The organism is Desulfosoma profundi (assembly GCF_055387865.1).
Genome location: NZ_AP042420.1, coordinates 174,566 through 200,756, shown reverse-complemented (window position 1 = coordinate 200,756; position 26,191 = coordinate 174,566). Strand labels below are relative to the sequence as shown.

The window sequence follows — 26,191 nt, the reverse complement described above, 5'->3', positions numbered from 1 at the left end:
GCGAGGACGACGCCCCTCGGAAAGATGGATTGAACCAGCATTGCCAGATAAACTGTTAAGCCGAGAGCATTTTCGAAACTTTTCATTCGACCCTTGGTGCGCTTAAGAGAGAGAAGGCTTTGGGGGCTATAAGGCGGTGTTACGTAAAGCCAAAAGACTGCGAAAAAGCCTTGGGCTGGTGCCCATTCTCCTCGGGCTTTTTTTGTGGGGATGCCAAAAAGAGCCGATTCGCATCGGCCTGGCCGCCGTGCTCACCGGAAGCTATGCGGACCTAGGGATTCACGCGCGCAATGGGGCTCGGCTGGCCGTTGAGGAAATCAACCGTCGAGGCGGCATCGGCAGACGCCCCCTGGAGCTTCTTGTTCAAAATGACGAAGGCACATTGGAAGGGGCACAAAGAGCCCGTGAAATTCTTGTCCGCCAAGGGGCTTCGATCATCCTCGGGCACATGTTGAGCACCCAATGCCTCGCGGCGCTTCTGCACCTGGAAGAGTTTGGAGTGCCCCTCATTTCTCCTGTGGCCTCCAGCGCGCTCCTGTCCGGGAAGAAGGACCTGTTTTTTCGCCTCAGACCGGATACTGGAGCTCCGGCACGGCTTTTGGCGCGCCATTTGGCCGGTCGGGGACTCCTTGGGGCCGCCATTGTTTACGATGCGAAAAACCCGGGTTACACGGAACCATGGGCTCGAGACTTTACTCAAGCTCTGGAGGCACTTGGCGGTAAGATCTTATTCGTCACGGGTTTTTCGCGCCTTGAGGAAAGTTCGGCGCTCTCCCTGGCCGAAGATGTGTCGCGGCATGACCCCGACGCGGTCCTTCTCATCGCTTCAGCAGAAGAGACGGCGAAGCTGCTCGTGCCTTTGGTCCGCTTGAAAGTTCGTGCATTCCTTTTCGGGGTCGGATGGGCTCAGACCGATCGGTTGATCACAGAGGCTGGAACCGCGGCCGAATCCATTATTTTGGCCACCAACGATCCGCCGGTGGAAGAGGTTCCCATGGCTCAGGATTTTGTTCGCTCGTATCAAAGGCGTTTCGGAACGATGCCGGCCTTCGCGGCCGTCCGCGGCTATGATACAGTACGTTTTCTAGGGGTCGTGCTCGAATCCGTTGGGGGCCGGCCTGAGAAGATTCGTGAGGCGTTGTCTCAGCCTCGGGAATTCGACGGCTTGTTCGGCCGGATGGTCATGGACGCGTACGGTGATGTGCATGCTGAGAGCTTCCTAGTGGGCGTGCAAAACGGCCATTTTGTCAAACATCATTTTCCTTGAAAAGTCATGAGGGATACTCCACTTTTTAAAGTCATCCGGAGTTTCTTGCATCGCCGGCTCCTCCTGCCTTTGCTGGTGCTGGCCGTGCTGACCACCTGTGGGCTGATTGCCTGGCGAATCGTTCAACTGGAAGAAGAACATCGGGTGCTCAGCTGGAGCGTGGACAATTACGTGTCGAGCCTGCTCGTGGCCGCGGATCAAGACCTGCGTTTGTTCGGCGGGTCCTCTGCGGCAGTGGACCGCCTTGGCGAAAAAGTTTTCCTGCATGAAGCCCCCTTGTCCTATCATCGCGTTTTTCTCGTCACGGCGGATTCATACCTGGTTTTTCACCGTGGGCTGGGAGCGTTAGTGACGGAGAACGCCTCGCCTCCATCACTTTCGCTTTTTCCGAACAGGAGCGAGTGGCCCATTATTTCGGTGCCGTACTACCGTTCCGATTTCAAATCCGTGACGGTAGCCACCATGATCTCTACTCCATGGGGAACGGTTGTGGGGGAATTGGATCTGGGGCGCGTACAAAGATTGATCGATGCTTATCTCCGAAAGGTCCCGCACCGGATCATCTGGATCACCGACCGGTACGGCAACCTCATTGTCCACCCCGAAGCCCGCATGGTGCAAGAACAGGAAAACGTGGGTCATGAACCCCTCGTGGCGCGGGCTCTGGCGCATCCGGAAGGCACGAGACTCTTGGGGTCTCTGGCCGGAACCACCGTCTATGGCACCAGCTGGCGCGTGGATCCCTGGGGATGGGTGGTCCTCGTGGCCTATCCTTTGTTTCCGGCGCTTTACCCCGTCGTGGGAGTCGCCATGACGGGCTTCGTCTTGTTTTTCACCTTCCTCGGTGTAGCCCATTGGGGTCTCATGCGACGGCTTCAGGCGGTGGTCGTCGGTCCCGTGGAAAGCCTGACTCGGCAGGTGCAGCGCATCGCCGAAGGTCGGGATGATGATGAAACGTCATGGCCCGACTTCAAGGGCACTTTTGCCGAACTAAGGGTTTTTGCAGAGCGCTTTCGAGAGATGAGCCGGGCGGTGCAGGAACGCGAGGAAGCCCTGCTCTTGCGGCAAAAGGCCTTGCTTGAGGTGCAGGAGAGGTTGGAGCGCAGTGAAAGACGATACCGAGACATTTTGGAAAGCATCGACGAAGCCTATTTCGAACTGGATAAGGCGGGCATCGTGACATTCCACAACAGTGCTTTTAGCAGCCTCTTGGGCTTGGATCCTCCCCCCGCACATCCATTCTCCTTGGCCGACATGGCGCACCCGGAGACGGCGCGGGCCATGGAAGTCTTCTTCCGGAGAATTGAGGAGGGCCGTGGGGCGGGAGAGCTCGTCACATTCGAGTTCCAAGACACACGGGGTCTTTCGAAGACCATAGAGGTCTCGGCACAGCCGATTCGTAACGATGAAGGATCGGTTCGGGGTATTCGAGTGATGGCTCGCGATATTACGGCCAAGATCCACGCCGAAAGAAGAGCTCAAGAACTCGAAAAGATCGTGTCCCACGCCCAGAAAATGGAATCCTTAGGCACCTTGGCCAGCGGCATCGCTCATGAATTTAACAATCTGCTGCAGGCCATGACCGGGTATTTGGATCTTTTGCTTAAGCACACGGACCCGCAGGACCCAAAGAGCCGATGGCTCGTGCGGGTGCAGGAAGCCGCCGATCGAGGGGCGGAATTGGTTCGGCGGATGCTTACCTTTGCGCGACAGGACGAAGCGGCCCCGGAGATCCTGGATTTCAACACCCTCGTCAGGGACACCCTGAGTTTTCTCAGCCGCAACATCCCACGAATGATCCGGCTTGAGGAAGACTTGGCTGCCGATCTTCCTCCGGTGGATGGGGATCGCCTCCAGCTGGAACAGATCCTTATCAATCTCGTGGTGAACGGCCGGGATGCGATTCCCGAAGGGAGCGAGGGACGGATCCGTGTGACGACGAAGAAGAAAGTCCTTCCCGATGGATCCGAAGGGGTTGTTCTTTCGGTCTCAGACACGGGCCATGGCATTCCGGAGCCGATTCGGGAACGGATCTTCGATCCGTTTTTTACCACCAAAGAGCCGGGGAAAGGGACCGGCCTAGGGCTTTCCACGGTCTACGGCATCGTCACGCGGCACGGTGGCTCCATTACCTGTGAGAGCAGCGTCGGCCGGGGCACGACCTTCACCATCACGTTGCCAGCCCGAGCCCTGCCGACCGCCAAAGACCTCCCAGCGAAACCTGTAGAAGACAGAATCGTGAGAGAAAAAGGAGCCATCGGTGAAAAACGGCGAACCGTTCTGGTGGTGGATGATGAAAAAAATGTGCTGGAATTCGTGTCGGAATGCCTGAACGCAGAAGGTTTCGACGTCCTCATGGCACACTCGGGTGAAGAAGCCCTGGCTCGGCTCGCCGAGGCACGGGCACACGTGGATGCCATAATTCTCGACTACAACATGCCCGGCATGGGTGGGGCGGCATGTTTTAAGGAAGTTCGTCGCCTGTACCCGGAAACGGCTGTCGTTATCGCCAGTGGATACGTTGGGGGCTTAGTGACCGAAAGCCTGGGGTTGGCCGAGAATGTGGCCGTGCTGGGAAAACCCTATCGGATCAAGGACCTTCTGAACATTTTGGATCTTGTCCTCGTCCATAGAAACTCAGCACCCTGAATCCGGGCGATCCCCGCCATCGCTTTATTGTTGTGTGGTCATGATCTCCTATCCATGCCCGCTATGAGCAACGTTACCGTAGGGGCAAACCCTCGTGTGTGCCCTGAATCCGTGCGGTCTTTTGGGGCAGGGGGTAGCCTGGTATCGGGGCGATCACGGAGGGCGCCCCGACGAGGACAACAGTGCCGTGGATGGCCTTTGGCATTAAGATAACCCTGAACACGTGGAACGAGACGGTGTGGGCTGACCTTCAAACATCCACACCGATGCGCTGCCCGGAGACAATGAGAGTGAAAAGCCTATAGCCTAAAAGAGGCTTAAATTCACCGTGATATTGTCGTTAAGATAATTCTTGGCAAAGACGCGTCTCACGCATCAAGAAGCAAAACAGACAAAATGGTCTTGGCGGAAACCGGACGGATAGAGTCGCCTTTTTTGCTCAAAAATATCTCAAGTTTGATAACTTCCTTTAGTTCACAACTCGCTGCATGGTTTCCCCTTTCTCAGTTTTACCTTATGAAAATCAGGAAATTTGCCGATTACCGCATTGAGTGGGGAGGACATCGGGGAAAAAGAATGGTTGCCGGTCTTTCAAACGCGAAGAGAAGGCCGCGCTCGGACGCACTTTCCGGAGGGGATGGGCCATGAAGATAGCCGATGCCAACTTCGCGTTCTCGTGTCGCCAAAGGTATGAGGCGCGGCTGGAAAGAAACGAGTCTTTGCAGGTCTTCATCGGGACAAGAGGGCTGGAAAGGCCTCCTGCAAATGATGAAGACCGTCGAAGTATCTCCACCGATGTGTCGATGCAGGCATCTTCCTCGACCCCGGCATCGGCCGAGGTGCCCTGTCCAGAAGAAAACGAAGAAAGTTTTCGCCTTCGGCTCGTGGAAACCCTCGTCAAGATGCTCACAGGAAAAGAGATCAAGATTGTTCCTCTGTCTCTGAAAGACATCACTTCTTCTGCAGACGACTCCCATGAGGCAGCACCAAGCCCGCAAGGGACGCAAAGTTCTGGGAGCACAGGGGGCTTGGTGTGGGAAGTCGATTACGACGCAAGGGAGACGTTCTCGGAGTCGGAGGAGCTCTCACTGAGCGCTGAAGGAACCATTCAGACCACTGACGGGGAGACTTTCGCCTTTACCCTGTCGTTTTCCATGTCTCGCACTTATGCCATGGAGCGGTCCACTCATCTGACGGCCGGCAACGCCAGAGTTTCCGATCCACTCGTGGTGGACTTCGGGGGCGGAACCATCCGCTTCGGCGAGACATTGTATCCCTTTGACCTGCACGGGGATGGCACGACGGAACGAATCCCCTTTGTGTCCCACGGGAGCGGATTTTTGGCCCTCGACAAAGACGGGGATGGGCAGATCAAAGATGGAGGCGAGCTCTTTGGCCCCACAACGGGAGACGGCTTTGCGGAGCTGGCGTTTTACGACGATGACGGAAATGGATGGATTGATGATGGCGATGCCGTATTACGCCGGTTGAGACTTTGGGTGAAGCCGGCGACAGGTGAGGATGCCCTGTTGAGCCTTTCTGATGTCGGCATCGCAGCGATCTCCCTCGATCGCGTGATCGCCCCCTTTCATTTTAAAGACGCACAGGGTGGGCTGCAGGGAGCCATGAGGCAGGCCGGGATCTTTCTCAGGGAGGATCGGACTGCCGGCGTGATCGCCCAGATTGACTTGGTGGTCTAGGACTTCTTGCAACACCTCGGTCCCCTTTCCATTTCTCAAGTGGGAGCCCCTGTGCGCGTCCAATGGCAGCTCCATGACCGCGAAACCATTCCCGTGTTGTGGCGGATTGACTTCGGGAATCCGGGCGATGGCAGAACGCCGTTTGTGCCCCACATTCTCTGGACATCCCCTGTGACGTGATCCTGGAAACGCGTCTGGATGGGTGTGTGACGATCCAAGCGGGTCGTTCCCTAACATCTCAGCGGCCCCTTCCTGGACTACCTGGACACATAAGAGCCTCGCTTCAGTGAGATGTTTTCGTATTTCCGGATGCCGCTTTTTGGGCGCAGGCTCGTTCGGTGTTTCCGAAAAGTCTGTTCAAAATCCTCTCCCGAAGAAGGCCTTGTGGGCGCTCGATGCCCGTACGGCTCCCGAAACTCCACGTCTCCCATAACCTCCCGGCACAAAAGGCAATACGGCGCTCCCCCCCGGGCAGTCCGCACACCGACCACTCCTTTCTGGGTTGACAACCGCGAGACCAGACGATAGGAAGACGTGCGATGCACAACATGCACAAAAACCGGAGAGGACTTTGTGTCATGAGCGAACGAAGCCGGCTGTTTTCCGCCTCCTGTGTGGTCTTGGGGTGCGGCAACACCCTTTTCGGCGACGATGGGTTTGGACCGGCGGTGGTTGAGGCTTTGACGGCTTCCGGCGCCCTGCCGCCTCATGTCTGTGTTTTGGATGCGGGAACCGCCGCCAGTGATCTCTTGTTCGATCTCGTCTTGAGCCCGCAGAAGCCCGAGGTGCTCTTGATCGTGGATGCGGTCCAGATTCCGGGGCGGACCCCAGGCGAATTGTTCTGGCTTTCGGCCGATGCCCTGCCATCGGTCAAACGGGCGGACTTTCTCATGCACCAATTCCCCTCGGCGAACCTCCTCCGGGAGCTCTCCGAGGAGGGCGGGGTGCATGTGGCGGTTTTGGCCGTGCAGGCGCAATCCTTGCCGGACCACGTGGCTCCGGGATTATCCCCGACGGTGGCCCGGGCCGTCCCGCGGGCCGTCCACGAACTTTTGGGGCGTCTGGAGACGGGGTTGCGACCGTTTTCGGAAAACACGCCGACGGAAAAGACGGGAGAACAGCCGTGATTGTGGTCCAGATCGGGCGCTTGGCGGAACAGCTTGGAGTGCATCGCAACACCATCCGCAACTGGATTCGAAGCGGACGATTGCCCGCGCGGCGTGTGCCGGGCAAGCGCTATTTAGTGGACGAGGAAGAGTTCATCAAGTTGTGCCACGCCTACGGTCTGGACGCCTCGGCGCTGCAGATCCGGCAGATAACCTCCCCGTCTGCCGCGCCCTCAGAACCCTCGGAGGCCATGGAAGGCGGGCTGGTCATGGGGCCCCGATCCCGCGCCTTTCGCCTGAACCCCCGGATGGCCGACGCCTGTTTGGGATGTGGGAGCTGTGCCGCCGTGTGTCCCATTTCGGGCGTGGACGGGTGGGATCCGCGCCGAATCGTGCGTATGGCGGTCTTGGGGATGGACCGCGAACTGATGGAGCTGCTCTGGCCCTGGAAATGCACCCTGTGTGCCAAATGCGAGCAGGCATGCCCCGCGGGGGTGGAGATTACCGGGCTCATCATGACGATCCGTCGGGCCTGGGAACGGGATCGGGTGCCTGGTCCTCTCCACAAGGGGGTGATGACCCTTTTGGAGACGGGCAACAGCCTGGGAATTCCTCAACAGGATTTCATTGCCTGCTGCGAGGCGGTGGCCCATGAGCTGGCCGAAGAAGAGTGCCCGGGGTTTCGGGTGCCTTTGGATGTCCGGGGAGCACGCCTTTTGGTCACTGTCAATTCCAAGGAACCCTTTGCAGAACCGTGGGAGATGAAGCACTGGTGGAAGATTTTCTACGCCGCTCGGGAATCTTGGACTGTCCCCACGGAGTCGTGGGATGGCGTGCAGTGGGGGGTCTACACGGGAGACGACGAGGCGATCAGGATCGGAGTCGGGCGGGTGGTCGAGACTATGCGTCGGCTCGACTGCGAGGCTTTGCTCTTGCCCGAATGCGGCCATGCCTACTTTGCCTTCCGCATGGCTTTGGAACGATGGTATGCGCAGGAAGCGAAACATTTTCAGGTGCTCACGCTCTTTGACCTTTTGATTGACTACCTCCGAAGCGGGAAGATTCGGGTGCGAGCGGATCGTTTTCCCGGAACGGCCACATACCATGATCCGTGTCATTTCAGTCGCAAGTCCCTCAAAGCCTTTGGAAACGCTTATGACGAACAAGCCCGGGAGATTCTCCACCACTGTGGCCTTAATCTGGTGGAGATGAATCCCAATCGTGAGGAAGCCTTTTGCTGTGGAGCGGGCGGAGGTCTCGCCGCTTTGCCGTTCCATGAGGAGAGGGTTTTCTTCGGCAGGTATAAAGCGCGCCAGATTCGGCGCACAGGAGCGGCGATGGTGGTGACGGCCTGTCATAACTGCCGTGACCAAATCCTGAAAAGCCTGTGCAAGGAATACGACCTCTCTGTGGACGTCAAACTCTTGTGGGAGTTGGTGGCGGAAGCCCTGGATGGGACTTGGGACTCTCAACGTAAGGAGGGTTCATGATACGCCAGAAAGTGGGCGCTGTCCTGGTGATCGGGGGAGGCATCTCCGGTCTGCAGGCGGCTTTGGATTTGGCGGAAGCGGGATATTTCGTCTACCTTGCGGAACGCAGCGGGGCCATCGGTGGGACCATGGCTCGCTTGGACAAGACTTTCCCGACGAATGAATGCGCCATGTGAATCCTGGCGCCCAAGTTGGTGGAGTGCGGTCGGCACTTCAACATCGAATTGATGACCCATACGGAACTGGAACGGTTGGAAGGGGAGGCTCCCCGGTTTCAGGCAACCTTGAGGCGTCGCCCCCGATACGTGGACCTCAGCCGCTGTGTGGCATGCGGGGAGTGTGCCCGAGTCTGCCCAGTGACGGTTCAGGATCCCCGATGCGGTCCCCATGCCCAGCGGTCAGCCATCTTCCTGAGTTACCCCCAAGCCGTGCCGTTGGCTTACCAGATTGACGGACGCCGATGCCTTCACCTCACAGGTGGAATCTGCCGGGCGTGCGAGAAGGTCTGCCCGGCGGATGCGGTGCGCTTTGACAACCAAGAACACCGTGTGACGGTTACCGTCGGGTCGGTGATTTTGGCCTCGGGTTTCCAGCCGTTTGAACCTCCACCGCGCAATCCTTGGGGATACGGCCTTTATGCCGATGTTGTCACTTCTTACGCGTGGGAAAGAATGCTCGCTGCGGCAGGATCCGATCGGTGCTCCATCCTGCGTCCTTCGGACGGGAGGCCGGTTCGTAAAGTGGCCTTTGTCCAATGTGTAGGGAGTCGCGAGGCGACGGGCAGGGGCCACGCCTATTGCTCGACGGTGTGTTGCATGACCGCAGTCAAAGAAGCCTCCATGGCTCTTGAGTGTGACCCGTCGCTGGAGGTGGCGGTTTTTTATACGGACATGCGCACGACCGGAAAAGATTTTGAGCGTTATTACAATGGAATAAAAGACCGAGGCGTGAGATTCATTCGGTGTCGGGTACCGGCATTGGAACCGGCCGAGAATGGCAGCGGCCTCGTGGTGGATTATCCGTCCGAACACGGGCGCCGGCTGAGGGAAGTCTTCGACATGGTGGTGCTGTCTGTCGGGATGGAGATCCCCCAGGGAGTGCAGGAGCTGTGTGAACGGCTTGGAGTGAAGACGGACCCCCATGGGTTTGTGGAAACGTCGTCCTTTGAACCGGTGAAGAGTTCGCGGCCGGGCATCTACGTGTGCGGGACGGCGACAGGTCCCAAGGATATTGCCCATGCGGTCCTCGAAGGATCGGCGGCGGCCGCGGCGGCGGCCATCCCCTTGGCTGATGTGCGCAACAGCCTATCTTGCCTGAAAACATTCCCGGAAGAACGTCCCATAGACCGTGAAGCCCCCCGGGTGGGCGTTTTCATCTGTCACTGCGGGTCGAACATCGCCGGGGTCGTGGATGTGGAAGCGGTGGCGCGCGCGGCATCCCGATTGCCTCATGTGGCCCATGTGGAAAGAAAACTTTTTGCGTGCTCTCATGACAGCCAGGAACTGATCCGACGAAGTATTGAAGCCTATCGCCTGAACCGTGTGGTGGTTGCCGCCTGTTCACCGGTCACTCATGAAAACCTCTTTCGGGAAACCCTCAAGAACGCCGGTCTGAACGAATACCTTTTCGAGATGGCCAATATCCGCAATCAGGCGGCATGGGTTCACGGACGGGATCCACAGGCGGCCACGGAGAAGGCCGTGGACTTGGTCCGCATGGCGGTGGTCAAAGTCGCCCTTCAGGAACCATTGCCGCCGGTGACTGTCAATGTGAATCCGACCGTCTTGGTCGTCGGGGGCGGGGTTGCCGGGTTGACGACGGCGCTCGGCTTGGCCGATCAAGGATTTCCGGTGCACCTGGTGGAAAAGAGTTCCCAGCTCGGGGGCAACGCCCGCCATCTTTACCGCACTTGGAAAGGGGAAGATATTCCGGGCTTTGTGGATCGCCTCGCGGCTAGGGTCCGGTCTCATCCGTACATCAGTGTGTACTTGAAAAGTGACGTGGTGGCCGCTGAAGGTTTTGTGGGTAACTTCCGATCGACCATCAGAAAGGGAGGGGCGACCATCACCGTGGATCACGGCGTGACGGTCCTTGCTGTGGGCGGGATGGCGCACAAGCCGGAAGAATACGGGTACGCTGAATCACAGCGGGTGCTTACGGCCTTGGAGTTCGACAAGCTGCGTACAGTGGGCGACGAACGGATCGCGGGAGCCAAAACCTTTGTCTTTATCCAATGCGTGGGTTCGCGAGAACCCGGGCGCCCATACTGCTCCCGCGTTTGCTGTACTCATGCCATCCAGTCTGCGATGGAGCTGAAGGAGGAAGACCCTAGCCGGGAAATCTACATCCTGTACCGGGACGTGCGCACCTACGGATTGAGGGAGTCCCTTTACAGAAAAGCACGAGAACAAGGTGTCGTTTTTATCCACTACGAACTGCAGGAAAAGCCGACGGTGCGTCTCGGTCCCAACGAACTTTACGTTCGGGTGACCGATCACGTGCTCAATACGCCTCTTGTTTTGCGGGCGGATGTCGTCATTTTGGCAACGGCCATTGTGCCGCACCCGGACGTGGCCGAGTTGGCCCGGATTTACAAACTGCCATTGAACGCGGACGGGTTCTTTCAGGAGGCCCACGCCAAGCTGCGGCCGGTGGAATTCTTGACCGAGGGGATTTTCATGGCCGGGTTGGCTCATGGGCCTAAATCTTTGGATGAAGTGATGACGCAGGCACAGGCCGTGACCGCCCGGGCGGCGGCAGTTCTCTCCACCCGACGCAAAGCTTTGGATGCCGTGAAAGCGCACGTGGTCTCGGAAAATTGTGACGGGTGTGCCTTATGTGTGGACGTGTGCCCCTATCAAGCGATCCAGTGGGACGGTCGTTCCCAAAAATCCTCGGAGGAAAATAAAACAATCCAGCTTCCCGTGGTGAACACGGCTCTTTGCAAAGGCTGCGGGATATGTCAGGCGACATGCCCAAAAGACGGCATCCGCGTTGCCGGATTCAGCGTCGCGCAGCTTTCCAGACAGATTCATGCCCTTCTGCGTCCGCAAGAAAGTGGAGCGGCATGATGGGGTCTCGTGACCGCAGTGGAAGAATCATTGTGTTTGCCTGCCATTGGTGTGCTTACAGTGCAGCGGACTTGGCCGGAATACGGCGCATGGACTATCCAGAAACCGTGCGGATCGTTCGGGTGATGTGTTCCGGGATGGTCCATCCCAATTTGGTCATGGAAGCTTTCCATCTTGGAGCGGCCGGGGTGCTGGTGATGGGGTGTCGGCCGGGGGAATGCCACTACAAGGATGGGAATCTGAGGGCGGAAGCACGACGGGCGGTGATTGTTGAAATGATGGAAGTTATGGGGTTGGAGTCGGAACGATTTCGGATGGTATGGTGCGCTTCGTCTGAGGCGGAAAAATTCGTGGAGGCCTGTCGAGAAATGGCAAAGACGGTGGAGACCCTGGCTCTGGGTCCATAAATCCGCCCTTCCACACTCAATGCCGCCGACACTGTCTCTCGGTTCTGTGAAGCGGCGGTCTTATGCGGACTCGGGGCCGTGTTCATGAAGCCGTGAGTCCGTCCATTTCAGTCGGGCGGGAACACGGGGGCACCAAGAACTTTTTCAGGGATTATGGCATGCCGGACGAAAAAACTTTCCCTTATCGGGTCCGGGCGCGGCGAGTGGATACGCGATGCGGACTTCTCGGACACATGACCGTGGATGAAATCCGGGAGCGCATTATCGGGGATCAGATCAACGTCACATGCCCTGAATGCGGTGAAATTCATCTCACCGTGGAAGACGCGGAAGGGGCTGCCGCCCGAAAGGTGAGAAACTCTGCGCGGTTCAAGAAGCTCCTTGAAGAAACAGGAGACAAAGACATCTTTTGACCTGCCTCCGCGTTGTCCAAAGATCCCGTTGGGTGGTGCCGGCAGACTTCTTGGCTCGGAATTTCAGGGAGTGCCGGAGAGTCAAGCGGCTGCGAGCCTTCCGCAGCCCGGCCCCTGAGAAAGCGGGTTTCTCGTCCGCCTGAAATTCCTGCGCACAGACTCATGACTCCAGAGCAGGTTCGCGGAACCGAACGAGGATGGCCATAGAGCTCCTCCGGCAGCTGCTGTCCGGTAGTCCTTCAATGTGCCCCCAACCGAGCGCGCACGGACAGAACCTTGCGAAAGCCATACCCCGCCAGGCCCAAGGGGACTTGACACGAATGGGGAAGAAATTATTTTTTTATCGGAAATTGGAAGTCAAGGTCAGTAGAAACTCTCATTAAAGGAGGTAGTGGACATGCTGGGATTGGTTCCTCGCACTCGAAGGGAGTCGCTCCTTGCATGGCCGAGGGCCTTCGATTGGATGGACAGGTTTTTTGAGGAAGCCCTTCCTGCCGTGTGGGGCGACGAAAAGGTTCTGGTGCCGGCCTTTGACATCTCCGAAACGGAAGACAAAATTGTGGTCAAAGCCGATCTTCCGGGAGTGGATGTGAAGGATCTGGACATCAGCATCACGGATAATGTACTGACCGTCAAGGGTGAGAAACGGCAGGAGAAAGAAGAAAAAGGCGAGTCCTACCATCGGGTGGAACGTCGATATGGGTGCTTCGCTCGTTCTTTCTCTCTGCCTGCGGAAGTGAAGTCTGAGGGGATCGAAGCGGTTTACAAAGACGGGGTCTTGCGGATCGAGATTCCCAAGGCGGAAGCTTCCCGGCCCAAGAGGATCGAGGTGAAACATTAAACTCCGGCCGAACGAAGCCCTTCGGTCTTGGTGGAAGAAAGCGGGGGAATTTTCCCCCGCTTTTTCGTTCTCTCGATCGGGCTCAGCGGGATCAGGCTGCGGCTTATGCCGTGCAGAGAACCCCTGTTGACCGAAGCGAGGTTTGATGATGAAAAATAAGCTCTGGCCGGCGTTGGCTGTATGGATGGGGGTGTGCGGTCAGGCTTTGTCTTCTGCGGCGGCTGCGGACATATCGTGCGCCGTGGTATCTCACTTTGTTCGAGTGACAGCGGCGGGGGATCGCATTGAAGGGGCCATGTTTCTCCCCAAGGGATCGGATAGGCGGCCGGGAGCTCCCTTTCCCATATTTATTTTATCCCACGGTTTTTCGAGAGATTACGGACGTCACATGGCCAATGCGGCATCCTATGCGTGTGCAGGGATCATTACCTACACACCGAATGTCGTCCCTGTGGATGAAGCGACTCTTGAAAAAGCCCACCAAATCGACAATCTCATAGATCATGTCCGCTGGCTTCGGCAAAGGGCGTCGGATCCCGGCGATCCGTTGTATGGCGTAGGCGATCCGGAGCGCATAGCTCTTGGTGGACACAGTGCAGGGGCTGCCATAAGTGTTGAGGCGGCGGTCAGAGTTCAAGGAGACGGCGCGGACATCGACGCCCTCGTGCTTTTGGATGCCGTTCCCGATCTTGAGACGCTCGAGGCGGCGGCAAAGCTGACGCCGCTTCCCGTTGTCAGCATCCGCTCCCGTCCCGGCCCGTGCAACGCCTATGGGTCGGGCAAAGCTCTTGAGGACGCCATCCCTTTCCAAGTGGAATCTTTTTTCTTCCCCTGGGCGACGCATTGCGATCCGGAATCCCCGACGGACGTTGTCTGTCGTGTGCTTTGCGGAGGGAGTTCCGAGCAGGGGAGGACCGCGTATCAGCAGCAAACGCTGGAGTTCCTCCACAGGTTGTTCTTTGGGGCAGAAGTCCCAGAGCTTTAAGACCTACAGGTTCAGGCCCATCACTTACATCTTGACAGTCGCTTCGGTCCGTGAAAAATAAGTCATGGTAGCAAGAGGTTTTCCAGCATCCCGGAACACGGTGCAAATCCGTGGCGGTCCCGCCGCTGTAATCGGGGATGAAGGGTCGCAGAGGTCCGAGGGATCGGACCGGTCACTTTCGGGGACCACCCCGAGGGGAAGGCCGCAACCCTTCAGAGGATCCGAGAGCCAGAAGACCTGCTGGAAAACAAGATGCCGGGTAACCGATGGCAAAGGAAGCCCGGAGCGAATCGGCGTGATGCGGATTGGCTCCGGGCTTTCTCTTTGGTCCGCGGTCCTTGCGCACGATGACCATTTGAAAAAACAGGAGGAAAACACAATGCCAAAAGTGGATCGGATCATTTCTTATCGTCGGCGATGTCGGAAATTGGGAGACCAGACGGGGCTGTCCCATTACATTCTGCTGACCCCCACCAAGAAAGAAAAACAGGATAAGTAAATGGAACGCCAAGTTCAACCGTCGGGCCGTATCCCTTATGCCAACACCGGCGACGGCCCGAGCTTTTCCATCCTCGATATCGGAATGCCGGACCATGTGGCCGTTGTGGAGCCCGATAGCGCCTTTTGGGCCATTGTGGAAGTCCACACGCTGGCGGAAGCTCTTTCCGGGCGCGTGCTGGAATCCTTTTTGGCACAAAGGGAGGTGTTCCAGGAGGAGATGCAGCGCCTCCGTTTTGGCTTGAAACCTTCCGCTGTCTATTTCAACCCGACGGAGCGCTGCAACTTCAATTGCACCTACTGTTACTTACCGGAAGACATGCGTCGAAACGGCCGGACGATGACGGAAGAGGAGCTGTGCCTCGCCCTCGAACGCCTTCTCGCGTATTTCGAGCGGAACGGAGAACCGGGGGTCAAACCTCAGCTCATCTTCCATGGTTCGGAACCCATGCTGGCTCGGCACGCCGTGTTCACGGCTATCGATCGCTACGGCGACCGCTTTCTTTTCGGCGTCCAGACCAATGCCACGCTCTTGGACAATGAGGCCATGGACTTCCTCACATCCCGGGGTGTGGGCATCGGCATTTCCCTGGATGCCCATGTGGCGGCCACCGCGGATGCCGTGCGGAAGAACTGGCATGGACAGGGTGCTTTTTCCCAAGTGGTGAGGGTAATGGAGCAGTTGGCGTCGTACCCGGCTTTCAACGTGATCACCACGGTGACCCGGGAAAACGTGGCGCTGCTTCCGGAACTTGTGGATTTTTACCATGACGCCGGCGTGGGTGTTGTCATGTTCAATCCGGTTCGATGCACCCGCAGCGGGGGCATGGAGCTCAAACCAAACGACGAGGTCTTGGCTGAATCGTTTTGTTCGGCGTTGGACCGGAGCTACGAACTGTTTGAGAGAACCGGACGGAAGCTCGTCGTGGCCAACTTTGCTAATGTCTTGGCGGGAGTTGTCGGCCCCACCGGACGTCGGCTGATGTGCGACATTTCTCCGTGTGGTGGAGGACGCTGCTTCTTGGCGGTGTCGGCCCACGGGGATGTGTTTCCGTGCAGTGAGTTCATCGGGTTTCCCGAGTATCGGGGAGGGAATCTTTTCCGGGACGATGTGGAAACTCTTTTGGAGAGCCGTCCTTTCCAGGCGGTGACTTCCAGGATTGTGGAAAAGATCGAACCGTGTCGGCGGTGCGCCATTCGGCACTTCTGCGGGGCGCCCTGTCCTGCAGAGGTCCAGGCGGTCGAAGGTCGACTCGATGCCCCCAGTCCCTATTGCCGTTTTTATGAAGAGCAGGTGCGCTACGCTTTCCGGGTCATCGCCCATGGGCGGGAAGCGGCGTATCTATGGGACGGGTGGGATAAGGAAACCGAAGAGACGTATCGGTGCGCTTGATCGTGCAAGGTGCCGCGGACTTTCAATGAAGCCGGGGCCCCGCACGTGCGGGGCCCCGGCCGTCCTTCTATTGCCAACTGGCCACGTCGGCGTTTTCTCCTTCTCCGCCTTCTTGACCGTCGGCACCCAAGGAATAGAGATCGTAGTCTCCGTGTTGCCCAGGAGCGCGGTAAACATAGTCCCGACCCCAGGGGTCCTTAGGGACGTCTTTGGGAAGATACGGCCCATCCCACGTGTCAAAACCCGGGTTCACACGCAGTGCCCGGAGACCTTGCTCCGTGGTCGGGTACCGGCCCACATCCAAGCGATAGGCATCCAAAGCTGTGCCGAGCAGGGCGATCTGGGCCTTGGCGGCTTTGATTTTGGATGTGCCCACCTTTTGAAACATTTTGGGAGCCACCAAAGCGGCCAACAAACCCAGAATGACCATGACGATCAAAAGCTCGATCAGCGTGAATCCACGACCGTTTTTCTTCCAGATCCGTTCTGTCTGCTTATGTTTTTCCCTCTTCATGCGCATTGTCAGCCTCGTCTGTGGTGATGAAAAGCCCGGACTCCTCCCCAAACCCTTTGGTACCGCCGGGGATGCCCCAGCCGCCGTTGGAGCGTAAAGTCTTCCGGCTTATCTGTCAACTCCCGGGTCTGTGCGGCATCGGCGACAACCGGTCCGAACCGATTGGCCCACCCAGCCCTCTCGAGACATGACTTGGGAAACACCAAGAGGCCGTCCCTGAGATCCAGCCAGGGCGCGAGGGCCCGATTCGTCCGAAAGGACCGTTTGTCCGCCATCACCCTGGAGGTCTCCCTAGATCCGCCAGGGCGGCCGGTTGCCACGAGAACATGCCTCAAAAGCCACAGAGGGTGCGGGTGCGCTTTTGGATAAGCTCAGCCGGAAGTCCTGACGATCTGGACCTGAAGTCCTAGACCTCTTAAGGATTTTGCGACCCTTGGGGGATAGGGGCGCTAATGAGCCCACTGGCCACGCCCCAGCTACGGACGAGGCTCATGAAAGACGCAGGCAGCGGCACCTCGCGTTCCACCATGAGGATTCCCAGTTTTTCGGCCTGCTTAAGAACCTCCGGCGAATCCTTTCCCTCCAACCGATCGCACAGGTATTGCATGCGCAGGGCGTCGGTGAGCGGCGCCCTTAACGGAGCAAGATCCTTCGGGATCTCCCGAAGGATTTCTTGGATGTGCGCGGCGTGACGCAGAGCGAACGACAGGTGTGGTTCCTCCGAGGGGGCATGTCCGAAGAGCTCATTGACGGCGGCACCCGTCAGGCGAAGGGCTTCTGTGGCCTGGAGAAGAGGGCGGCTTGTGGAGATGTGTTCCTTCAGGTACTTAAAAAGCACCATCTTGATCACCTCCACACCCTCGCGCAGCACCGGCACCAGCCGTTCAGGGGAGGGGGTCATGGGCACTCCTCCAATAAGCCTCAGAGAGGCTCTTTTTCACGCATGGCACGAATGGCTTCGGTTTCCCGAAAGATCCTCAGGAATACCAGTGGATAGGAAAAAAAGCGTCCCTCGCTGGCGGCGACACCGGCTCGTGCAATCCAGTAAATATCCGTCAGGGCCAGGGTCCACAGCCACAGAGTGGCACCCACTCCCGGAAGAAGCAGGGCCCCCAGTGCGCCGTAGGCGGTCATGCTGATTTGAAAATTCAAAGATTCTCTGCCCGCCCAATCGATCTTCGGAGATTTCTTTCGTTTGACGAGCCATACCCCTAAGGGGCACAGGACATGTCCGACAGGAAGCCACAGTGTGCTTGTGGGAATCCACCAGACGGCGCCGAGCAATGCACTGAAATGACACAAAGAGGCCCACGTCGAGAGATCGTCTTTGTCGCTGTTGTCCACGGTGGGCATGTGTGCTCCTCTTCGACACGAGTTGGTCCTGCAGCGGAACTCTAACACAGCCGATCTTTGAGGGCAAAAGCTTCCGGCGGGGCCCGACTCCCCCAAGAACAAAGATGTGGTATTATCCGATGCATTGACGCCGCTTCACAGCTCGACTAACGTCAACGTTGTCATCTCTTTGCAGGGGAGGCATCAGTTTGATGCTGGAGAGGCAAAAAATCTTTTCCGGTGTGCCGGATTTGGATCGCGTGCTCGACGGCATTGTCATTGGGGATAATGTCATCTGGTATGACGACGCCGGCAGTCTGGCCCCATTTTTCTGTCTGCGTTTCATGGAAAAATGCCTCGAGGAAGGTCGTCCGGTGATCTACGCAAGTTTTGACCGCTCTCCCAGGAATCTCCTGGAGCGGTTGGGCCAGGTCGCCCGGAATCCTCAGTTTCTCCTCTTGGACTGCTTCACTTTTGGGAAAGGACGAGGCTCTCCGCCATTTCTCGACTTTTACGAGCATGAATTTGGCCGGTGGCCGTGCCGCATCTGCCGGTTGGATGAGCCTGGAGATGTCGGTCATTTCACGGACACGCTTTACCGGCTTCATGGAGAATTCCATGGCGTGGTGGGATTTGTTTTCGAGAGCCTGACGGGAATGCAAGAGCTGTGGGGTGGGGAAGAGGACATGGCCAGGTTTTACAGCCACTCCTGCCCGCGCCTGTACGAACTCAACACCGTCGCCTACTGGATAATGGAAAAAAAGGCTCACTCCGCGCGGCTTCGGGCCCAGATCAATCAAATTGCGCAAGTGGTCATTGAACTGGCGGTAAAGCGCGGCACCACCACATTGACGGTGCATAAGGCGGAAGGGAGGAACGTGCCGACTCTTGGCGATCCCGTCGTTTACTGGATGGACGGATCTCAGGTGGTGTTTGCCCAGGACGTCCGGGGAAGCGACCGAATCGGGATTGGGCGCCGTTTGAAACAAGTCCGCACGGAAAAAGGGATTTCTCAAACGGAACTCGCGCGTCTCATCGGGGTGACGCCCAGCACCATTTCCCAAGTGGAAAGCCACATGATTTACCCGTCCATCCCGGCTCTCATGAAAATGGCCGAAGTGCTCCAGGTCCCTGTGGCGTCTTTCTTCGCAGAAGACTCAGCTACTGAAGAATCTCCCGTTTTTGGAGAAGCGGATGCCTCCGTGGTGAAGACCATCGGCACAGCTTCTCCAGGGATTCGCATCAAATCCTTTGTCCCATGGGACTTTGCAGCCAAGGCGCAGCCTTATCTCATTGAAATGGATCCCGGCAGCCTTGCCGGCATTCATTTTTTCAGGCGAAAGGGACAGGAGCTCGGATACGTTCTGAGCGGAGCGGTCTCCTTTGTCTTGGAACGCAAGACCTTTGTCGCTCAGAGAGGAGACGTCATCTATGTGGCGTCGGCCATTCCTTCAGAATGGCGCAATCTGGGATCGGAGACCGTGCGCTTGTTTTGGGTGATCCTGCAATAGTCAGAAAAGGCCGGAAGACAAGGAAGCGGGTTCGTTGATCGTAACGAGAAACCCGAATTTTGAGATCCGCGGATGCAATAGAAGGCCAGTTGAGGGAACCGGCCCGTCATTCCGTTCCCATGGATGAAACGGATCGGGGGCGAGGAGTCTGAAATGGCGCGGCTTTTCCCACCACGCCGGCTTCTCCGGTGGGAAGAAGGGGACCGGCGCCGATGCACGCCCAGAGTGCTCTTCGGAGGAAGGCGAGCCGGGGCCTGGAGTGCACCGAACCCCGACGGCCTTCCTAAAGAGCATGGGGCGGAGAATCTCACGCGTCTTTCATGAAAGACGCTGTGGACTTGCTTTGAAGGGCTTTAAATCCGAAGGCGACGCAAGCCGTCTTGCAGGATCCGCAGCCGATGCATTTTTCCGCATTGATCAACACGGAACCGTTCAGTTCGGTGATGGCGTGCACCGCACACACATGGGCGGCATAACACGATTTACACAAATGGGCGCAGACGTTCTTGGACATGGCTGACTCCTTCTCTAATGTGGCGGTCCGGGGACCTCAAGGTCCCCGGGGCTTCTGGGTCCTGGCGAGAGAGCCGATTCATCCCTTAGCCCAGAATCTTCTCGATTTCCTCACGGTCGCTGTCCATGACGTAGGGGATGCCGGAGATATCCGCGGCTTCTCGCGTCAGGGCCACAATGTCGTTTCGGTCGATGTATTGGAGCGCAAACTTTCGGGCGCCGGCCATGAGCTGTTGCAGACCCTGGCGCAACCGGTCGATGTACGAGTACATGCCGATGGCTCCAGGCGGGAGTTTCTCAAAGTCGTCGCCGAAGCGTTCTTTGAGCTGGGCGCCTACGGCGAACAGGGTCAAGTAGCCTTCTTCCAAGCGCCTTCCCTGTTGAGCCATTTTTTCCGCAATGAGCTTTCCGTGGGTTTTGCCGACCATGGCGGCGGTCAGGATGGCACGTCCCAAACAGATGGCTTTCACATAAGGCGCACCCAAGGCGATGGCTTTGAAGAGGTGATCCTCCAGGCTCAGCCCCCCGGCGATGGCAATGGGCGGAACGTAGGCGCCTCGGGCTCGGAGCTTTTCGCACATCTCATAGGCCATGCATTCCAAGTAGACGGTGGGGATCCCCCACTCGTTCATCATGCGCCAGGGGCTCATACCTGTGCCGCCGCCGGCGCCGTCGATGGTGAGCAAATCGATTTTGGCTTCCGAAGAGTATTTGATGGCTCGGGCCAGATCCACCGGGCGGTAGGCACCGGTTTTCAAGGTCACGTATTTGGCGCCCACCTTTCTCAGCCGTTCCACTTCCTTATAGAACCCTTCCTCGTCCACCATGCCGAGGCGCGAGTGCCGTTCAAATTCGGTAATGCCGCCCGCTTGAAAAGCCTTTTGGACCGCCGGTTTGGTGGGATCAGGCAAGACGATGTAGCCGCGCTCTTTCAGCTGCAGGGCTCGTTCGATGGTGGGCAGCTTGACTTCGCCGCCGATATCCTTGGCCCCTTGACCCCACTTGAGTTCAAAGATCTCCACCCCCAGTTTTTCGATGACGTATTCGGGAACGCCAAGCTTGGTATCTTCCACGTTGGCCTGGACAATGATACCGCCTTTGCCGTTGTACCAGCGTTTGAACGCCGATACGCGCCGCTCCATCTCCGGGGACTTGACGATACGGCCGTTCTTGATTTCCGCTTGAGGGTCCATGCCACAGATGTTTTCGCCGGCGACGACGAGAACGCCCGAGATGGCGGCCCCTACGGCCACATCCTCCCAGTTGATGCGGGCAATATCCGTCGATCCCACGGCACCGGTGAAAACGGGGAAATCCAACTTGATCGAACCGTCGGCTCCCACCGCCGTGGTGCAGTCCACGGCAGGAAAGGTAGCCACATCGGGATCAGCCGCCACACCGACCGCACCCACGCAGGTCCCCTGAATGTTGAAATGAGAAAAATCGACGGGGTAATCCTTGTTTGCGCCCGCGGTGATCTTCCCGAAGGGTTGGGGATAGATCATCTCCCGGCCTTTCAAGGCCGAGCGGCCGATTTCGCACGGCCCTTCACACCCGTCCAGGCATGTAACACAAATGCCCGATATCGGCGCCGGTTCAACGCGAGTGGTCGTCAGGGTCGCCGCGCTGCGGTTCGGCTGGCTATAAGACATGCTGGAATCCTCCTCCTGAATGTTGAGTTTAACGAAAAAAAAGCGCCCGTCTTCTCCGCACTCGGAGAAGATCGGACGCCCTTGTCCTCCCGCAACCCTCTGGATATCGCACGCCGTTGTGCGCAGGGGGTTTTATCAGTACTTAAAAAGCGGGATGAATTTTTAGAAACTATGGCCCACTCTGTCAAGAACAAAATGAAGGGGGTTCGTTTGAAATGGGACAAGGAGCATAAGCGGTTTGTCCATGTGTCTTTGTTGAATATGATGGAGGTCAAGCCATGAAGGACCAGCTCAACCCGTTTGTGATGGCGCAGAAACAGTTGGACAAGGCTGCGGAGAAACTGGGCTTGGATGAAGCCACCCACGAGCTGTTGCGATGGCCCATGAGGGAATACACGTTCCTGATGCCGGTGCGCATGGACGACGGCTCGACGAAAGTCTTCCGAGGGTTTCGCGTCCAGTACAACACGGCCCGCGGCCCCGCCAAAGGAGGACTGCGCTGGCATCCCGACGAAACCCTGGACACCGTTCGGGCGTTGGCGGCGTGGATGACCTGGAAAACCTCCGTGGTGGACATCCCCCTTGGCGGGGGAAAAGGGGGCATCGTGTGCAACCCTAAAGAACTTTCCGAATCGGAAAAGGAGAGACTGGCGCGAGCCTACATTCGAGCCATTGCGGGGGTCTTGTCGGTCACCAAAGATGTGCCGGCACCCGATGTCTACACCACACCGCAGATCATGGCATGGATGATGGATGAGTATGAAACCATGATGGGCGAGCACCATCCTGGAGTCATCACAGGAAAACCCGTACCTTTGGGAGGATCCCTCGGTCGTCATGACGCGACGGCTCGCGGGGGCATTTATGTGACAAGGGAGGCAGCCAAAGTCTATGGGTTGGCGCTGGACGGGCGTTCCATGGCAATCCAAGGATTCGGCAACGCCGGGCAATATGCGGCCCTGCTGGGTTCTGAAATTTTGGGGCTTCAGTTGGTGGCGGCTTCGGACTCCAAAGGAGGCGTCTACAACCCAAAAGGGATTGACCCCAAGACGCTCATCCAGTTTAAGAAACACACAGGGACCGTTGTGGGGTTTCCGGACGCGGAATCCATTACCAACGCCGAGCTCCTGGAATTGGATGTAACGGTGCTTTTCCCTTCGGCTCTAGAAAACGTCATCACCGAAGAGAATGCCCCACGGCTTCGCGCGCGCATGATTTGCGAGCTGGCCAACGGGCCCACAACCCCGGAGGCGGATGCCATACTTTACGACAAGGGCATTTTCGTGCTTCCCGATTTTTTGGCCAACGCCGGGGGCGTCACCGTCTCGTACTTTGAGCAAGTTCAAAATACGTATAATTTTTACTGGGAGCTCAAGGACGTGTACGCCCGCCTGGATGACAAAATGACTCGAGCTTTTCACGATGTGTACGAGATGGCGACGCGCCGGAAAGTGGATCTTCGAGAGGCGGCTTATTTGGTCAGTGTGGCTCGGGTGGCTGAAGCCTGTAAACTGCGCGGCTGGGTCTAGGCCTAACGATGAAAGGTTCCATGTCGATGATCCATCTCAGCCCCGATCAGCTGATCCAGCTGATGCACACGTACCGTGTCCAGCAACGCATTCTGGAGCATGGAGCCTTGGCGGAATCCATTCGTGAGCTCCTGCTCCGTTCGTTGCTGGATAAGGGGGTTGTCACCCAAGAATGGCTCGACACGATTGTCAATGAGACTCTACGCGCTTTCCATGGGGCCGACGCCCCGGAGCATCGCCGGGAGGCTTACGCGGCCCTCACGGACTTTCTCTCGGCTCAGGCCTTTTCGGAAAAGGAGATCCAGGATCACATCCATCTGGCTCAGAAGCTGGAAAAATTCCAAATCCTCAATCGCGTCGTCAACGCCGAAGGGGCCACGTCCAAACAGATCAAGAAAGCTCTCAAGGATTTCTGCGCCGTTCCGCAGGGAGATCTCCACATCCCCCCCAGCGAAGCGGAAGGGGTGCGTGTGGCTTTGATCAGCCATTTCATTTCCAATCAGTTGCCTTTTGTGGGGATTGCCAAGAAGTACATCACCATCCGGGATATTGACGACCTGTTGGACCACAGTTATTGGAACCCCCGAAGATCCGGCAAGATCGGCGGCAAAGCGGCCGGGATGCTCTTGGCCTACAAGATCCTTCTGCCCCGCCGCTTTCCGAAAGATCCCGAGTTGGAAAAGTATCTACGCATTCCCGAGTCGTACTATTTCAACTCGGGCATATTTTCGGATTTCATCGACCACAACAAGCTTCACTGGTTTCACAGTCAAAAATACAAGACCCGTGAGGTCATCGAGGAGGAGTACAAGCATATTTCCGAGCTTTTCGCCAAGGCCACGTTTCCTCCGGACATGGTGGCCATGTTTAGACGATTCTTGGAAAAATTGGGAGAATGCCCCCTCATCTTGAGATCCTCCAGCCTGTTGGAAGACAATTTCGGTCACGCGTTCTCCGGCAAATACGATTCCATCTTTTTGAGCAACCACGGGCCGTTAGACCAGAGACTGGAAGAGTTCATCTGGGGATTGAAACGCGTGCACATGAGCACCTACGCCCCGGCGCCCATCTTGTACCGAAGGGATCACAACCTGTTGGATTTTGATGAAAAGATGAGCGTTCTCGTCCAAAAGGTGGTGGGGACCCGATATGGCCGGTATTTCTTCCCCATGGCCTCAGGTGTGGCCTTTTCTCGAAACACCTATCGGTGGTCGCCCAAGATTCGGGAAGAAGACGGAATTGCTCGACTGGTCTTCGGCTTGGGAACACGTGCCGTGGAGCGCGTCGGGCACGACTATCCGCGGCTGGTGGCCTTGAGTCACCCTGACATGCGCCCCGAAGTGTCGGCACGGCATATTGTGAAGTATTCCCAGCGGCTGGTGGATGCGATTAACCTGGAAAGCGGCCGAGTCGAAACCGTGCCCTTCCGCGACATCCTCCCGCACCTGCCGCCCGAAATCTCGTACTGGGTTGTCTCTTCGGTTGAAGAGGATCATCTGGCGTCTCCCATGTTCAAAACCCAGGACGTATCTCCAGACCACGCGGTGATCACCTTTGAGAACTTGCTTCGGCGCTCCCCCTTCGCCCGTCTTCTTCATAAAGTTCTCCAGCGCCTGGAAAAGGCTTACGAACATCCCGTGGATGTGGAATTCGCCTGGCACGATGATCACCTGTTTCTCCTGCAGTGTCGGACGCTGGCCGTGCGGGAAGAGTTGGCCCAGGTGGACATCCCCGAACAGATTTCGGCAGATCGTGTTCTCTTTACGAACTCCACGGTGCTCTTCAACGCTGTGGTTCCCAATGTAGAATACGTGGTGTATATCGACCCCAAAGCCTACGGCCGACTTGAAGATCCGGCGCTGAAGGCGGCTGTAGGACGGGTGGTCGGTCGAATCAATCGGGCGCTTTCCGGGAAACGGTTTGCGTTGTTTGGTCCAGGCCGTTGGGGCACCAATGACCTGCACCTGGGGGTTCGCGTGGGGTATGAAGACATTAACCACGCCCTGGTGTTGGGAGAAATTGCTTTTGAATCCGAGGGAGTGACGCCCGAGGTGTCCTTTGGGACCCACTTTTTCAGTGATTTGGTGGAGGCGCACATCGTGCCCGTTGCCGTGTTTCCTGACGATCCGCAGCAGGTCTTTCGGGAAAGTTTCTTTGCGGCGCCATTGCGAAACGCCTTGCCCGACATCTGCCCGCAAGAGGCTCAATGGGACGGGGTGATCAAGATCGTGCACATCCCCAGCGTTTCCAACGGACTGTGGCTGCACGTCTACCAGGATGCGCACCGGCAGCGGGGGATCGGATTCCTGGCCGAAATGGTTCGTCGAACGCCATAAATGCCAAGGCCAGAGCCTGTGCCGCACCATGACGAGGGGATTCCCGAGGAGGTTCAGCCCGACGCACCGGATTGGGTGTCCAGTTCGTTCAGCACAGGCAGGAAAACCCGCCCCGGGAGACGGACAGGGGGTGATGGAAACTGGACAACTTCAGGAATTTTAGGACGGAGTCTTGGGATGCTCGACATCCAGGACCGAGGGGATGCCATGAGATGGATTGTGACGGCCCTGTGCGCTCTGACGGCCATCCTTGGAGCAGGGGACGCGGTTTCATCGCCGGCCCCACCCCGGGAAATCGCGGGATACCGATTAGGGACGAACATTAGCGAATACGGCAGCCGGGTGCGTTCGGAGACGGTCTTTACGGTGCGCCTTCGGCCCTATCTTAAGGAAGTGGCCGTGAGTGTCCCTGAAGGTTTCACCAGTGGGTATGTCGTCTACGGCGACTGTGACACTCCGGGAGCCATCGTCAGGATAAAAGTCAAATACCAAGACGATCGTCGGGTTTTTTTCGACAAGTTGCTTGATGCGTTAAAAAAAAGGTTCGGCCCTCCGGATCAGTATATCGGAGATCCTTTCCAGGCCTACGTCGCCTGGAGATGGGACTTCGATGTTTCCACGGATGAGAAAATCACCATGATCGTAAGCCACTACGACGGCGATGACGAAGAACACACTCAAGGGAACGCTCTCAAACTGACCCTGAACTCTCAAATGGTTCGAGAAAGTCGCTGCGATGAGGCCCGAGCACAAAGAAAACTTTCCCCGGACGCCCAACCGCGGGCAAGAACCCGACGAACGGAAGTGCCGCCCGACGCCGAAGCCTGGCGTCGGTATCTGCCCAACCCATGAATCGCCTGAGGAAACGTTCAGAGCTATCCAGGCTTATTTTGCCCGCCAGGATCATCGGTGCGGTGTCTATGCGGTGACCGGTGCGGGAGAGTTTGTGCCTTCGTCCTTGGGCAGCGTTCATCAAGGATTGAG

Annotated in this window: 21 protein-coding genes and 1 riboswitch; of the genes, 16 read left to right on the top strand and 5 right to left on the bottom strand. The window is 57.5% G+C overall.

All coding sequences use genetic code 11. The annotated features are described in order from the left end of the window. Positions 1 to 136: 136 nt before the first annotated feature. The 12 genes from ACZ5K9_RS00795 (at position 137) to cbpB (ending at position 15,820) form a co-directional block, all read left to right on the top strand. A complete protein-coding gene (locus ACZ5K9_RS00795; RefSeq protein ID WP_464272538.1) occupies positions 137 to 1,267 on the top strand; it encodes an ABC transporter substrate-binding protein in 1,131 nt (376 codons plus the stop codon). Between the two features lie 45 nt (positions 1,268 to 1,312). Further along, on the top strand, positions 1,313 to 3,916 hold the full coding sequence (locus ACZ5K9_RS00790) for a hybrid sensor histidine kinase/response regulator (protein WP_464272537.1): 2,604 nt from the start codon (positions 1,313 to 1,315) through the stop codon (positions 3,914 to 3,916). 644 nt (positions 3,917 to 4,560) lie between these two features. Further along, the gene (locus tag ACZ5K9_RS00785) at positions 4,561 to 5,616 is read left to right on the top strand and encodes a hypothetical protein (RefSeq protein ID WP_464272536.1); all 1,056 of its coding nucleotides are present in this window, start codon (positions 4,561 to 4,563) and stop codon (positions 5,614 to 5,616) included. Positions 5,617 to 6,194: 578 nt separating this feature from the next. Continuing rightward, positions 6,195 to 6,743 (top strand): hydrogenase maturation protease, encoded by a 549-nt coding sequence (locus ACZ5K9_RS00780; protein WP_464272535.1) that lies wholly within the window; start codon positions 6,195 to 6,197, stop codon positions 6,741 to 6,743. Further along, complete coding sequence (locus ACZ5K9_RS00775) at positions 6,740 to 8,212, top strand: (Fe-S)-binding protein (RefSeq protein ID WP_464272534.1); 1,473 nt, start codon at positions 6,740 to 6,742, stop codon at positions 8,210 to 8,212. Before ACZ5K9_RS00780 ends, ACZ5K9_RS00775 begins: the two co-directional genes overlap by 4 nt. Next, the gene (locus ACZ5K9_RS00770) at positions 8,209 to 8,388 is read left to right on the top strand and encodes an FAD-dependent oxidoreductase (RefSeq protein WP_464272533.1); all 180 of its coding nucleotides are present in this window, start codon (positions 8,209 to 8,211) and stop codon (positions 8,386 to 8,388) included. Before ACZ5K9_RS00775 ends, ACZ5K9_RS00770 begins: the two co-directional genes overlap by 4 nt. 18 nt (positions 8,389 to 8,406) lie before the next feature. Next, positions 8,407 to 11,283: an FAD-dependent oxidoreductase gene (locus ACZ5K9_RS00765; RefSeq protein ID WP_464273916.1), complete on the top strand. Its 2,877-nt coding sequence runs from the start codon at positions 8,407 to 8,409 to the stop codon at positions 11,281 to 11,283. After that, the gene (locus ACZ5K9_RS00760; RefSeq protein ID WP_464272532.1) at positions 11,280 to 11,690 is read left to right on the top strand and encodes a hydrogenase iron-sulfur subunit; all 411 of its coding nucleotides are present in this window, start codon (positions 11,280 to 11,282) and stop codon (positions 11,688 to 11,690) included. The genes ACZ5K9_RS00765 and ACZ5K9_RS00760 overlap by 4 nt, the downstream gene beginning before the upstream one ends. Before the next feature lie 158 nt (positions 11,691 to 11,848). Then, entirely contained in the window at positions 11,849 to 12,103 is a 255-nt protein-coding gene (locus tag ACZ5K9_RS00755; protein WP_464272531.1) for a hypothetical protein, read from the top strand. 397 nt (positions 12,104 to 12,500) lie between these two features. After that, positions 12,501 to 12,944, top strand: coding sequence for an Hsp20/alpha crystallin family protein (locus tag ACZ5K9_RS00750; RefSeq protein ID WP_464272530.1), 444 nt, complete (start codon positions 12,501 to 12,503; stop codon positions 12,942 to 12,944). A 145-nt stretch (positions 12,945 to 13,089) separates the two neighbouring features. Next, positions 13,090 to 13,929, top strand: coding sequence for an alpha/beta hydrolase family protein (locus ACZ5K9_RS00745; RefSeq protein ID WP_464272529.1), 840 nt, complete (start codon positions 13,090 to 13,092; stop codon positions 13,927 to 13,929). Between the two features lie 27 nt (positions 13,930 to 13,956). After that, a riboswitch (cobalamin riboswitch) is annotated at positions 13,957 to 14,188 on the top strand. A gap of 240 nt (positions 14,189 to 14,428) precedes the next feature. Beyond that, positions 14,429 to 15,820 (top strand): peptide-modifying radical SAM enzyme CbpB, encoded by a 1,392-nt coding sequence (gene cbpB / locus ACZ5K9_RS00740; RefSeq protein WP_464272528.1) that lies wholly within the window; start codon positions 14,429 to 14,431, stop codon positions 15,818 to 15,820. Between the two features lie 67 nt (positions 15,821 to 15,887). Here the strand turns inward: cbpB and gspG are convergent, their stop codons facing one another. The 3 genes from gspG to ACZ5K9_RS00725 form a co-directional block, all read right to left on the bottom strand. After that, positions 15,888 to 16,340 (bottom strand): type II secretion system major pseudopilin GspG, encoded by a 453-nt coding sequence (gene gspG / locus ACZ5K9_RS00735; RefSeq protein ID WP_464272527.1) that lies wholly within the window; start codon positions 16,338 to 16,340, stop codon positions 15,888 to 15,890. Positions 16,341 to 16,749: 409 nt separating this feature from the next. Next, positions 16,750 to 17,235 (bottom strand): hypothetical protein, encoded by a 486-nt coding sequence (locus tag ACZ5K9_RS00730; RefSeq protein WP_464272526.1) that lies wholly within the window; start codon positions 17,233 to 17,235, stop codon positions 16,750 to 16,752. Positions 17,236 to 17,255: 20 nt separating this feature from the next. Next, entirely contained in the window at positions 17,256 to 17,687 is a 432-nt protein-coding gene (locus ACZ5K9_RS00725; protein ID WP_464272525.1) for a DUF4870 domain-containing protein, read from the bottom strand. Positions 17,688 to 17,878: 191 nt separating this feature from the next. On the opposite strand from ACZ5K9_RS00725, the gene ACZ5K9_RS00720 reads away from it, so the two are divergent. Then, positions 17,879 to 19,177 carry a helix-turn-helix domain-containing protein gene (locus ACZ5K9_RS00720; RefSeq protein WP_464272524.1) on the top strand — a complete coding sequence of 433 codons (1,299 nt, stop codon included), beginning with the start codon at positions 17,879 to 17,881 and terminating at the stop codon, positions 19,175 to 19,177. A 307-nt stretch (positions 19,178 to 19,484) separates the two neighbouring features. Here ACZ5K9_RS00720 and ACZ5K9_RS00715 read toward each other — a convergent pair whose 3' ends face one another. Then, complete coding sequence (locus ACZ5K9_RS00715) at positions 19,485 to 19,691, bottom strand: 4Fe-4S binding protein (RefSeq protein ID WP_464272523.1); 207 nt, start codon at positions 19,689 to 19,691, stop codon at positions 19,485 to 19,487. An 85-nt stretch (positions 19,692 to 19,776) separates the two neighbouring features. Next, a complete protein-coding gene (locus ACZ5K9_RS00710) occupies positions 19,777 to 21,342 on the bottom strand; it encodes an FMN-binding glutamate synthase family protein (protein WP_464272522.1) in 1,566 nt (521 codons plus the stop codon). A gap of 278 nt (positions 21,343 to 21,620) precedes the next feature. On the opposite strand from ACZ5K9_RS00710, the gene ACZ5K9_RS00705 reads away from it, so the two are divergent. From ACZ5K9_RS00705 to ACZ5K9_RS00695, 3 genes are all read left to right on the top strand, one after another. Beyond that, positions 21,621 to 22,871, top strand: coding sequence for a Glu/Leu/Phe/Val family dehydrogenase (locus ACZ5K9_RS00705; RefSeq protein ID WP_464272521.1), 1,251 nt, complete (start codon positions 21,621 to 21,623; stop codon positions 22,869 to 22,871). A gap of 20 nt (positions 22,872 to 22,891) precedes the next feature. Next, positions 22,892 to 25,207 (top strand): PEP/pyruvate-binding domain-containing protein, encoded by a 2,316-nt coding sequence (locus ACZ5K9_RS00700; RefSeq protein WP_464272520.1) that lies wholly within the window; start codon positions 22,892 to 22,894, stop codon positions 25,205 to 25,207. A gap of 207 nt (positions 25,208 to 25,414) precedes the next feature. After that, positions 25,415 to 26,059 carry a PB1 domain-containing protein gene (locus ACZ5K9_RS00695; RefSeq protein ID WP_464272519.1) on the top strand — a complete coding sequence of 215 codons (645 nt, stop codon included), beginning with the start codon at positions 25,415 to 25,417 and terminating at the stop codon, positions 26,057 to 26,059. The last annotated feature ends 132 nt before the right edge of the window (positions 26,060 to 26,191 follow it).

Bases quoted from the DNA above. Each gene is read 5' to 3' on its own strand.
- ACZ5K9_RS00785 (WP_464272536.1), top strand. From the start codon at position 4,561: ATGAAGATAGCCGATGCCAACTTCGCGTTCTCGTGTCGCCAAAGGTAT.
- ACZ5K9_RS00780 (WP_464272535.1), top strand. From the start codon at position 6,195: ATGAGCGAACGAAGCCGGCTGTTTTCCGCCTCCTGTGTGGTCTTGGGG.
- ACZ5K9_RS00770 (WP_464272533.1), top strand. From the start codon at position 8,209: ATGATACGCCAGAAAGTGGGCGCTGTCCTGGTGATCGGGGGAGGCATC.
- ACZ5K9_RS00760 (WP_464272532.1), top strand. From the start codon at position 11,280: ATGATGGGGTCTCGTGACCGCAGTGGAAGAATCATTGTGTTTGCCTGC.
- ACZ5K9_RS00755 (WP_464272531.1), top strand. From the start codon at position 11,849: ATGCCGGACGAAAAAACTTTCCCTTATCGGGTCCGGGCGCGGCGAGTG.
- ACZ5K9_RS00750 (WP_464272530.1), top strand. From the start codon at position 12,501: ATGCTGGGATTGGTTCCTCGCACTCGAAGGGAGTCGCTCCTTGCATGG.
- ACZ5K9_RS00745 (WP_464272529.1), top strand. From the start codon at position 13,090: ATGATGAAAAATAAGCTCTGGCCGGCGTTGGCTGTATGGATGGGGGTG.
- cbpB (WP_464272528.1), top strand. From the start codon at position 14,429: ATGGAACGCCAAGTTCAACCGTCGGGCCGTATCCCTTATGCCAACACC.
- gspG (WP_464272527.1), bottom strand. From the start codon at position 16,340: ATGCGCATGAAGAGGGAAAAACATAAGCAGACAGAACGGATCTGGAAG.
- ACZ5K9_RS00730 (WP_464272526.1), bottom strand. From the start codon at position 17,235: ATGACCCCCTCCCCTGAACGGCTGGTGCCGGTGCTGCGCGAGGGTGTG.
- ACZ5K9_RS00725 (WP_464272525.1), bottom strand. From the start codon at position 17,687: ATGCCCACCGTGGACAACAGCGACAAAGACGATCTCTCGACGTGGGCC.
- ACZ5K9_RS00720 (WP_464272524.1), top strand. From the start codon at position 17,879: ATGCTGGAGAGGCAAAAAATCTTTTCCGGTGTGCCGGATTTGGATCGC.
- ACZ5K9_RS00715 (WP_464272523.1), bottom strand. From the start codon at position 19,691: ATGTCCAAGAACGTCTGCGCCCATTTGTGTAAATCGTGTTATGCCGCC.
- ACZ5K9_RS00710 (WP_464272522.1), bottom strand. From the start codon at position 21,342: ATGTCTTATAGCCAGCCGAACCGCAGCGCGGCGACCCTGACGACCACT.
- ACZ5K9_RS00705 (WP_464272521.1), top strand. From the start codon at position 21,621: ATGAAGGACCAGCTCAACCCGTTTGTGATGGCGCAGAAACAGTTGGAC.
- ACZ5K9_RS00700 (WP_464272520.1), top strand. From the start codon at position 22,892: ATGTCGATGATCCATCTCAGCCCCGATCAGCTGATCCAGCTGATGCAC.
- ACZ5K9_RS00695 (WP_464272519.1), top strand. From the start codon at position 25,415: ATGAGATGGATTGTGACGGCCCTGTGCGCTCTGACGGCCATCCTTGGA.